Below are 10,088 nucleotides of genomic sequence, written 5' to 3'. Positions count from 1 at the left end.
GGCGTGCACCAGCAGCTCCCGGTGCCCGGCGGGGGTCACCCCGGGAGCAGCCCGGACGGCGCCGCGCTGCCAGGACCTCCGGCGGAACCAGCCGCCGAAACCCACCAGCATGGAAAACGCGGCGGAGCCCGCGGCGATGAGCATGGCAACCTGCCACGGCACCACCGTTGGTACCGAGGCGCAGGCGCCCAGTGCCAGGATCCCGAAAAACGGTCCGTTGGGCTTGAGCCGTACCCGGTCCGCAAAGACCGATCCGACGCCGGCCAGGGCGGCCTCCACGCCCACCAGCCACCACGATTGGAGGTGGTTCACGGACAGGAACACGCCCACAGCCACGCCCGTGAGCAGGACGACGGCGGCCTGGGACTGGTGCCGGAGCCGCAGCTGGTGCGTCTCGGACCGGCCGTACATGCCGGCCAGGGCACCAAAGACGGCGTAGATCATCAGGTCGGTGCGGCCCGCCGCCAGGAGCAGGAGCGATGGAACTGCCACGCTGAGGGCCACGCGCGCGGCGGCGAGATGGTCATTGTTGGCCGGCTCCAGCCGGTGGAGCGCGCGCACCTGCAGGAGGACGCGTTCCATGGCACCCACCTCCTGCTGCTTTCCTGACCGGCCATCTGGAAGTTACCACCGGCTGCCACAGCCGGTCATTTCCGGCAGGGGCCAGGGGACATGGGGCGTCATTGTGACTGGCACGCCAAAGGCCCGCCCAGCGTGCTTCCCCCAAGGAAACACGCGGGACGGGCCTTCTGAGCGGGGCTGCATGACGTGCCCCGGAAGGGTTGTGCCGCAGGCGGTGCCGCGGCAGGACCGGCTAGACGCCGGCAGCAACCTTCCCGGTGTCCCGTGAATCGGTGATGTCCTGTTCGTCGAACGGGAGTTCGTCCAGGTTGATCAGCGGGTTCTCGTCCTGCGTGGCAACAAGTTCGCGGGCCTCAGCCTGGGTATCCACGCTGGGCATGGATCCGGGCAGCGGACGCCGGGCTGACTCCTTCAGGAAGTAGATGGCAACAGCACCCACCAGCGAGGTTGCCATCAGGTAGTACGCGGGCATCATGTCGTTGCCCGTGGCGCCGATGAGGGCCGCGACGATGAACGGCGTGGTGCCGCCAAAGATCGCCACCGAGAAGTTGTAGGCAATGCCCATGGCTCCGTACCGGCTGGAGGTGGGGAACTGCGCCGGGAGGGCCGAGGCCAGGTTGGCAACGTAGAAGGTCACGGGGAACGCAATCAGCGCCAGGCCGGCCAGGGTGGACCAGATCTCACCGATGCCGATCAGCTGGAAGGCCGGAATGGCCAGGACCACCGTGCTGACTGCCCCGATCCACAGGACGGGCCTGCGGCCGATCCGGTCCGACAACTTTCCGGTGAGCGGAATGCAGAGGCTCATGACCACCAGCACGGGGATGGTCAGCAGGGTGCCGTGCACCGGATCGTAGCCCTTGGACTCGGTGAGGTAGGTGGGCATGTAGGACGTGAGGGCGTAGCCGGCAGTGTTGGCGGCGGCCACCAGCACCATGGCAACAATGATGGAGCGCCAGTAGGCCTTGACGATTCCCACCGGACCCTTGGCCGTTGCCTGGTCAGAAGCGGCAGCATTCTTCGCAAGGTCCTCCTGGGCATCCAGGGTGGCCTGGAACTGCGGGGATTCCTCGATCCTGCTCCGGAAGTAAACGGCGATCAGCCCCAGCGGGCCTGCGATCAGGAAGGGAATCCGCCAGCCCCATTCCTCCATGGCTGCCTGGCCGAGCGTCAGCTGCAGGACCGAGACGAGGGCGGCGCCGATGGCGAAGCCCATGTAGCTGCCCAGGTCCAGGAAGCTGGCAAAGAAACCGCGGCGTTTGTCGGGGGAGTACTCGCTGACGAATGTCGTGGCGCCGGCATACTCACCGCCGGTGGAGAAGCCCTGGATGATCTTCAGGAGCACCAGGAGCCCGGCGGCCCACAGCCCGATCTGCGCGTATCCGGGCAGGAGGCCGATGGCAAACGTGCTCGCTGCCATCAGCATCAGCGTGGCGGCAAGGACCTTCTGCCGGCCCATCTTGTCACCCAGCCAGCCGAAGATCACGCCGCCCAGGGGCCGGGCGATGAACGTGGCGGCGAAGGTACCCAGCAGGAACAGGGTCTGGGTGGTGGGATCGGATTCCGGAAGGAAGACCGGACCCATCGTGGTGATGAGGTAGCCGAACACGCCGACGTCGTACCACTCCATGGTGTTGCCCACGATGGTTCCGCCGAGGGCTTTCTTCAGCATGGGCTGGTCAACCACGTTGACGTCCGACTCCTTGAGCCGGCGCCGTGCGAGTATTTTTGGTTTCCGGGTATTCCTGGAAGCTGGCGGAGACGTCGCTCCAGGGGGTGCAGCTGGGTTGGTTCCGGAGGCGGTATTAAGGCCTGCGGAAGAGTGGTTCACGCTTCGGTCTGTGGGCATTTGGGCAACTCCTGTGGAGGTCATTTGCTTGCGACTTGTAGCTGCCCCGCTCTGGGCAGGCCTTCAATTTTACGCGAACGCCGTAGCGGACGGCCTTGTGATGCCGTAGGATCGGCCCTTTTCGGGGTCTTCCCGAAAGCTTCAGCGGAGTTTCCCGGCCCCGCCGATTCCCTTGCCAGCACTGGGGAAGCCCGCCACGGATGCGCCCGCCGCCGAACTATTTATGTGGTATGCGCCACAGCGCCGCTTTTTGCGCCGGTTTGAGGGCTCATTGTGATGGGGGCCACGGCGTTTCCGGCCGTTCCGCGCAACCGGCGGGACGTCGTCGCCCGCCCTTTCCCGCCATGGCAAAAAGGGGGGTTCACAGGCGCGCCGCGCCTCCCTAAGGTTGTGCCATGGGAACACTCTCTTTCATTTAGGCGGACGCCTGCGGCCCGCGCCCGGCCCGCCTCTCCTTCAGTCGTACAAGGCCCTAAGCGGCCACTCTTGGTAGCACTTCATTTCACCGCGGAAAGGAAGAACAAATGGCTGACGACAACATGGAAAAGCACATTAAACCGGAGGTGGCGAGCCACCTCGCCGAGGCAATGAACACCCCTGACATGCCGGGCGCGGAAGCACCGCTTGCCCCGATGGCGGGACCCGGGCAGCGCACCTGGCCGGACGGCAACGGAAAGCGGCGGCACCCGAAGGAGCGGGATGCAAGCCACGGCCGCATGGGGCAGGGGGCCGCAGTGACGGCCATCCACCGCACCAGCCGGCCGCAAATGCCCCACTCGTCCTAGGAAACCCATCCTCTGAGGATGCACTCAAGGGCTGGGAACACCGGAAACCAGGTGTTCCCGGCCCTTTGAGCTGTCCAGGACGTTTCCCCTGGGTCTGGGGTCAACTCAGCCGCCTCGGGCTCAGCCTTCGCGCACTACCTCCGACGGCTCCTTGTCCAGCCGCCAGCCGCGCCACACGGGGTGCCGGAGCCGCCCCGTCCCCGTCCACTCGCTGTACGTCACTTCGCCAACCAGTTCGGGCGAGATCCAGTGCGCATCAGCGGCATCCTCGCGCGGGACGTCCTGGAACGGCGAGGTTTTCCTGGCCAGGCGTTCAACCGTCTGGCGGAGCTCCGCCAGTTCCCGGGAGCTGAACCCGCTGCCCACCCGGCCGGCGTACTGCAACTTCCTGCCGTCCGGGATGCCCACCAGCAGGGAGCCCACGGTGTCCTCCCGGCCGCCCTTGCCGGGGCGCCAGCCGCCCACCACCACCTCCTGCGTCTGCTCCACTTTCAGTTTGGTCCAGGTGCGGGTCCGCTGCCCGCTCACGTAGCGGCTGTCCGTCCGCTTTGCCATCACCCCTTCCAGGCCCAGTTCCCGCGCGCTCTCCAGGATGTGTTCCACCTGTTCCTCCAGTACCGGGGAGAGCCCAATGGGGGAGTCGGACGGCGTGAAGAAGCCCTCCAGCCGTTCCCGGCGCGTGGCGAGCGGCAGCCGCCGGAGGTCCGTGCCGCCGTCGTTCAGGAGGTCGAACAACATCAGTTGAACGGGGATGGCAGTCCGGGCCCGTGCCACGTCCGCCGGGCGGGTGAGCTTCATCCGTCCCTGGAGCAGGCCGAAGTCGGGCCGGCCGGACGGCCCGACGGCGATGATCTCACCATCCGCCACGAACGGCTGGTCCGGCCAGCACTGCCTGTCGGCCAGTTCAGGGTAGGTCCGGGTGACGTCGTTTCCGTTGCGGCTGAAGATCCTGACTGCTTCTTCGTCGGCCACAAGGATGGCGCGCACCCCGTCCCACTTAAGTTCGAACTGCCAATTGCTGCCCTGCAGGGCAGCAACGTCGCCGGGGGTGGCCATCATGGGCCGGTAATCCTCGGGACCGGGTGCGGCGGACGTTCCCGCCTTGGTCAGCGTCCCACCGTCGTCCTTTTCCGGTCCTGGAACTGAAGGACGGGGATGTGCCTGCCCCGGAACTGCCTGTTTCCGCCGGCCGCCGTGGCGCTCCGGGTCCATCAGGTGGATGAGCCACTGCCCCTCTGGATCTTTTCCCTGGCCGCGGCCGGTGTGGATGAGCGCGAACTTCCTGGTTCCGCCCAGACCGCCTCCCTCCGAGCCGGTCAGGGTGGCGATGACTTCCCTGCCGTTGATCCACTTGTGCAGCTCATAGGTCCCGTGGTCCCAGATGGTGACCTCGCCGGCACCGTACTCGCCCTTGGGGATGGTCCCTTCGAAACCGGCGTAGTCAAGAGGATGGTCCTCGGTCTGGACAGCCAGGTGGTTCTTGCCGCTTGATTCCGGGACACCTTTTGGCAGCGCCCAGGACACCAGCACGCCCTCGTGCTCCAGCCGGAAGTCATAGTGCAGGCGGCTGGCGTGGTGCTCCTGGATCACGAATGTGTCCCCGCTGCCGGGAGCACCCGTGAAGGGCTCGGGGGTCTTGGCGGGATCGCGCATGGAGCGGTACTTGCCCAGGCGGGGGTCGCCGCCGGCGTGGACGACGACGGCGAACGGGTCCGTGCCGTCCTGCACCCGCGTCATGACCTCCTTGTAGTCCAGGTGCTTTAGTCCGGGTGAACTGATCTCCTCCCAGGTCCGGGGCGCAGCCACCATGGGCGTGGGGCGGCCGCGGAGGGAATAGGGCACGATGGTGGTTTTGGCCGCGTTATTCTGGCTCCAGTCCACCAGCACCTTGCCCTTGCGCAGGGCCTTTTTCATGTCGCTGACGGCCAGGTCCGGGTGGTCGGCTTCAAGGGCCCGCGCGAGCTCGCGGGCGAAGGCGGAGATCTGCTCCGAGGTTTGGGACCGGTCCAGGGCGGCGTACAGGTGGATGCCCTTGCTGCCACTCGTGACGGGGACCGGGTCCATGCCCACGTCCTGGAGGATGGTGCGGGCCAAGAGTGCCACTTCCACGCAGGCCTCCAGGCCTGCGCCTTCCCCGGGATCCAGGTCCAGAACCAGCCTGTCGGGGTTCAGCTGGCTCCCGTGCGAGTCCACCTGCCACTGGGGCACATGGATTTCCAGCGAGTTGATCTGGCCGAACCAGGTGAGCGTGGCGGGGTCGTTGACCATCGGGTAGTGGATGGTGCGGTCCTTGTGGGTGATGGCGGCCCGGGGGAGCCACCCCGGGGCCGAGTCCTCCAGGTTCTTCTGGAAGAACACTTCGCCGGGCTTGTCCGCGGTTCCTACGCCGTTCACCCACCGCTTCCTGGTGGCCGGCCTGTTGTACGCTGCGGGGACCAGGACGGGGGCCACGGCGGCGTAGTAGGCCAGGACGTCCGCCTTGGTGGTGCCGGTCTCCGGATAGATGACCTTGTCCAAGTTGGTGAGGGTCAGTTCCCGCCCGGCAACCCGGACACGGTCCTTAGCGGCAGGCATGGGGCTTCACCTGCGGCGTTGCGTGATGTTCACTTGATGAATGAGAGCCATTTGGAAGGGTGCCATCGCGTTCGGCCTGGTCAACGTGCCCGTGAAGGTCTACAGCGCCACTGAGGATCATGACATCAGTCTGCACCAGGTCCACAATGCGGACGGCGGCCGGATCCGATACCAGCGCCGGTGCGAGGTCTGCAGCCAGGTCATTGATTACTCGGACATCGAGAAGGCCTTTGAGGAGGACGGCCGGACGGTGGTCCTGTCCAAAGACGAGCTCAAGGCCATTCCGGCCGAGAACAGCCACGAGATCGACGTGGTGCAGTTCGTTCCGTCGGAGCAGCTTGAGCCCATGATGTTCGAGAAGAGCTACTACCTGGAGCCGGACTCCAAGTCGCCCAAGGCCTACGTGCTGCTTCGCAGGGCGCTGGAGGACACGGACAGGGTGGCAATCGTCCAGTTCGCGCTGCGGGAGAAGACCCGGCTGGGCGCTTTGCGGATCAAGGACGATGTCCTGGTGCTCCAGTCCCTCCTCTGGCCGGACGAGGTGCGCGAGGCGAACTTCCCGTCCTTGGAGGCGGATATCCGGATCAGCGCGCAGGAACGGGACATGTCCGCAGCGCTGGTGGAGTCCATGGCTGCGGATTTCGATCCCGCTTCCTTCACGGACGACTACCAGGTGCAGCTCCGCCAGCTCATTGAGGCGAAGCTGGAGCAGGGCGAGTCGCTGGACACGGAGGAAACCTTTGGGGTGGAAGCCGGCGAGGGCAGCAAGGGCGAAGTCATCGACCTGATGGAGGCCTTGAAGCGGAGCCTCGACCGGAAACGCGGGTCCGGTTCCGCCGGCACCCCTGATGACGAGGCCGGCGGGGACTCCGGCGACGCCGCCGGGGACGGTGAAGAAGAAGCCAAGCCGGCGCGCAAGCGGTCCACGGCCGCCAAGCCCGCCGCATCCAAGTCCGATGCAGCCGAGTCCGCGGACAAACCTGCTGCCCGCAAAACCAGTGCCGCGAAACCGGCCGGGGACAAGGCTGGCGCCGCCAAGTCCTCGGAGGCCAAGGGCGCGGCAAGCAAGTCCGCGGCGTCCAAGTCCGCAGCAGCCAAGTCCACCGCCGAAAAACCTGCCGCGAAAACCGCCGCCGGCAAGGCTGCCGGCACGCGGGCGCGCAAGCCGGCGTGATGGAACGCTGACTGCGGTGCCTGCTTCGTTGCTCGATGCCATGACTAAGAAACTACTAAGCTTGCTTGCTTTCCGGTAGCAGGCACCTGCTTAAGTAGCGGGGACCTGTTTAGTCCGGGTCCTTTACAGCGGCGCCCGGTGCGTCCACAATGAGTCGCATCACAGCCTCCGCTGTGGCCTCACAGCGTGCTGTCATTCACTCTGACCTGCCACCTGAGAGGGGCGCGGACATGAACGACCAAACGGGCACAGCCAAGGCGAACGGCCAGACGGATGCAGCGAAGGCGGACCGGGAACTCAAACAGAAGCACCGGGCCATGTGGGCCTCCGGCGACTACCCGGCGCTCGCAGATGAGATGCTCCTGGAACTGGGCGCCATCCTGGTGGAAGCCTGTGGCATCACATCCCGCCATAACGTGCTGGACGTTGCCGCCGGATCAGGCAACGCGGCCATTCCCGCGGCGATGATGGGGGCAAAGGTGGTGGCCAGCGATCTCACTCCTGAGCTTTTCGATGCCGGCCGCCGTGAGGCAGCCAACCGCGGAGTCAGCCTGGACTGGCAGGAGGCCGACGCGGAGGCCCTGCCCTTCGCTGACGCCGGGTTCGACGTCGTGATGTCCTGCCTCGGCGTCATGTTTGCTCCCCACCACCAGCAGGCGGCTGACGAACTCCTGAGGGTGTGCAAACCGGGCGGTACCATCGGACTCCTCCACTGGACGCCGGAGGGATTCATCGGCAAGATGTTCGCCACCATGAAGCCCTTCGCCCCGCCGCCTCCCCCCGGCGCCCAGCCGGCTCCGCTGTGGGGAACCGAGGACCACGTCCGGGAACTGCTGGGGGACAGGATCACGGACACCGCAGCACGCAAGCAGACCCTGGCCGTGCGGAGCTTCCACCAGCCCGGCGACTTTGTCCGCTACTTCAAGTCCCACTACGGTCCCACCATCTCCGTCTACAAATACATCGGGGAGGACGGGGACAAAGTCAAAGCCCTGGACCAGGCACTGACGGAGCTGGCTGATTCCTTCGGTGATGCCCACGGCGACTCTCCCTTCCAGATGGAGTGGGAGTACCTGCTGTTCACGGCGAAGAAGGCCAAGTAGATCCCCCAACCAGGTAGCAGCAAGTGTCGTTATGGACGTCCATAACGACACTTGCTGCTACCTACATGGGCAAGGGGAAGCTTAAAAGCCAGCGGCCGCCGTCGGGCGTTTCCCGGGAAGGGAAGGCCCGACGGCGGCCGCTGAGGCTGGTGCGCTACTCGGCGTCGTGATCCGTTTCCAGGATCTGGACCAGGTGGTTCAGCGCATCGTCCGCGCCGTCGCCCTCTGCGCGGAGGACTACAACGTCGCCGTGCGAGGCGCCCAGGCTCATGAGGGACAGGATGCTGGCAGCATCCATGGCCTCGTCCGCCGGCTCGCCTTCACGGGCGATGGTGATGTCCAGGTCGTATTCTCCTGCGGCCTCGGCAAAGATGGCGGCGGGGCGGGCGTGCAGGCCTACTCGGCTGGCGACGGTTGCGGTGCGTTCTGGCATTGTTGCTCCTTTGTCTTGCGGCTTGCTGTAGGTCCAGTGCCGGATAGCTTGGTGGTTAGGGTCAGACCGTTGCGGGAACGGATTCCACGGTATCAGCGGTCTTGGGGGCTGCCCAGCGCTTCAGTGCCACCACGGCCAGGGCAGTGACGATGGTACCGGCAATGATCGAGAGGACGAACATCAGCACGTTGCCGATGGCGAAGAACACGAAGATGCCGCCGTGGGGTGCTTGCGATGTGACGCCGAAGGCCATGGTCAGCGCGCCGGTGAGGGCGCCGCCCAGCATGCTGGCAGGAATAACGCGCAGCGGATCGGCGGCAGCGAACGGGATGGCACCTTCGGAGATGAAGGATGCACCCAGCAGCCAGGCAGCCTTGCCGTTTTCGCGCTCAGCCAGGCTGAAGAGCTTCTTGTCCAGGACCGTGGCCAGGGCCATCGCCAGCGGCGGAACCATGCCCGCTGCCATGACGGTTGCCATGATCTGCCACGGTGCCTGGTTGTCGGCCGCGCCGGCGCTCAGGCCGGCCACGGCGAAGGCGTAGGCCACTTTGTTGACAGGACCTCCGAGGTCGAAGCACATCATGAGGCCCAGGATGATGCCCAGGACGACGGCGGAGGCGCCGGTCATGCCGGACAGCCAGTTGTTCAGTGCTTCCGTGAGGCCGGCGATGGGTCCGCCGAGGACCAGGAACATCAGGCCGGAGGCGAAAATTGATGCGAGCAGCGGGATGATGACAACCGGCATCAGGCCGCGCAGCCAGCGGGGAACCGACCAGGTTCCGATCAGGTGTGCCATGTAGCCGGCCAGCAGGCCGCCCACGATGCCTCCCAGGAAGCCTGCACCCATGAAGCCGGAGACTGCACCGGCCACGAAGCCGGGGGCGATGCCCGGACGGTCGGCGATGGCGTAGGCGATGTAGCCGGCCAGCGCCGGGACCAGGAAGCCCATGGACAGGGCGCCGATCTTGAACAGCACGGCACCGAGATAGATGGCGAGGCCGCCTTCGGGCAGGTTCCCGAAGTTGTTCTCCACCACCACGGTGTCCGCTACGTCGGTGATGTCGTAGCCACCCAGCAGGAAGCCGAGCGCAATCAGCAGGCCGCCGCCGGCGACGAACGGGATCATGTAGCTGACGCCGGTGAGCAGGGCCCGCTTCAGCTTCTGGCCGATGTGCTCGCCCTTCTCCTCCGCCTCGTGCTCTGCCTGTTCCTCGGCACCGAAGTGCGGGACCCGGCGGGCATTCGGGTTGTCCGCAGCGGCGAGCGCTTCCTGGACCATCTTGGCGGGTTCATCGATGCCGCGCTTGACGGGGGCGTTGATGACGGGCTTGCCGGCGAAGCGTTCCTTGCCGCGCACGTCAACGTCCACCGCGAAGATCACGGCGTCGGCAGCGGCGATCACGGCGGGGTCCAGCGGCTTGGCGCCGGAGGAACCCTGGGTTTCCACCTGCAGGTCGACGCCGGCCTCCTGGGCCGCGGCAACGAGGGAGTCAGCAGCCATGTAGGTGTGGGCGATGCCGGTGGGGCAGGCAGTGACAGCCACGAGGCGCCTGGGCCCGGAGGAGGCTGCCGGCGCGCCGGCGCCTGC

7 protein-coding genes and 1 pseudogene are annotated in these 10,088 nt (G+C 66.3%); 3 read left to right on the top strand and 5 right to left on the bottom strand.

Annotation, left to right across the window (positions count from 1 at the left end; genetic code table 11):
* Together ACKAE7_RS19575 and ACKAE7_RS19570 are read right to left on the bottom strand one after the other, a co-directional pair.
* A pseudogene (locus ACKAE7_RS19575) lies at nucleotides 1-582 on the bottom strand (FUSC family protein); the annotation flags it as partial.
* A gap of 232 nt (nucleotides 583-814) precedes the next feature.
* Nucleotides 815-2,431 carry an MFS transporter gene (locus ACKAE7_RS19570; protein WP_408980064.1) on the bottom strand — a complete coding sequence of 539 codons (1,617 nt, stop codon included), beginning with the start codon at nucleotides 2,429-2,431 and terminating at the stop codon, nucleotides 815-817.
* A gap of 524 nt (nucleotides 2,432-2,955) precedes the next feature.
* Here ACKAE7_RS19570 and ACKAE7_RS19565 point away from each other — a divergent pair.
* Nucleotides 2,956-3,216, top strand: coding sequence for a hypothetical protein (locus ACKAE7_RS19565; RefSeq protein WP_377193646.1), 261 nt, complete (start codon nucleotides 2,956-2,958; stop codon nucleotides 3,214-3,216).
* A 120-nt stretch (nucleotides 3,217-3,336) separates the two neighbouring features.
* Here ACKAE7_RS19565 and ACKAE7_RS19560 read toward each other — a convergent pair whose 3' ends face one another.
* Nucleotides 3,337-5,790: an ATP-dependent DNA ligase gene (locus ACKAE7_RS19560; protein ID WP_408980063.1), complete on the bottom strand. Its 2,454-nt coding sequence runs from the start codon at nucleotides 5,788-5,790 to the stop codon at nucleotides 3,337-3,339.
* A 40-nt stretch (nucleotides 5,791-5,830) separates the two neighbouring features.
* Between ACKAE7_RS19560 and ACKAE7_RS19555 the strand changes: the two genes are divergently transcribed.
* Nucleotides 5,831-6,964 (top strand): Ku protein, encoded by a 1,134-nt coding sequence (locus ACKAE7_RS19555; protein ID WP_408980062.1) that lies wholly within the window; start codon nucleotides 5,831-5,833, stop codon nucleotides 6,962-6,964.
* Nucleotides 6,965-7,194: 230 nt separating this feature from the next.
* The gene (locus ACKAE7_RS19550; protein WP_408980061.1) at nucleotides 7,195-8,067 is read left to right on the top strand and encodes a class I SAM-dependent methyltransferase; all 873 of its coding nucleotides are present in this window, start codon (nucleotides 7,195-7,197) and stop codon (nucleotides 8,065-8,067) included.
* 154 nt (nucleotides 8,068-8,221) lie between these two features.
* Here ACKAE7_RS19550 and ACKAE7_RS19545 read toward each other — a convergent pair whose 3' ends face one another.
* Together ACKAE7_RS19545 and ACKAE7_RS19540 are read right to left on the bottom strand one after the other, a co-directional pair.
* Complete coding sequence (locus ACKAE7_RS19545) at nucleotides 8,222-8,500, bottom strand: HPr family phosphocarrier protein (RefSeq protein WP_104185572.1); 279 nt, start codon at nucleotides 8,498-8,500, stop codon at nucleotides 8,222-8,224.
* A 61-nt stretch (nucleotides 8,501-8,561) separates the two neighbouring features.
* Nucleotides 8,562-10,088 (bottom strand): PTS fructose transporter subunit IIC (locus ACKAE7_RS19540; protein ID WP_408980060.1); only part of this gene is annotated, 1,527 nt, incomplete at its 5' end.

Origin of the sequence: Pseudarthrobacter sp. NKDBFgelt (assembly GCF_046097905.1) — a bacterium.
Taxonomy (GTDB): domain Bacteria; phylum Actinomycetota; class Actinomycetes; order Actinomycetales; family Micrococcaceae; genus Arthrobacter; species Arthrobacter polychromogenes.
The sequence above is the reverse complement of the archived record's forward strand: the minus strand, read 5'-3'. Positions and strand labels throughout refer to the sequence as shown.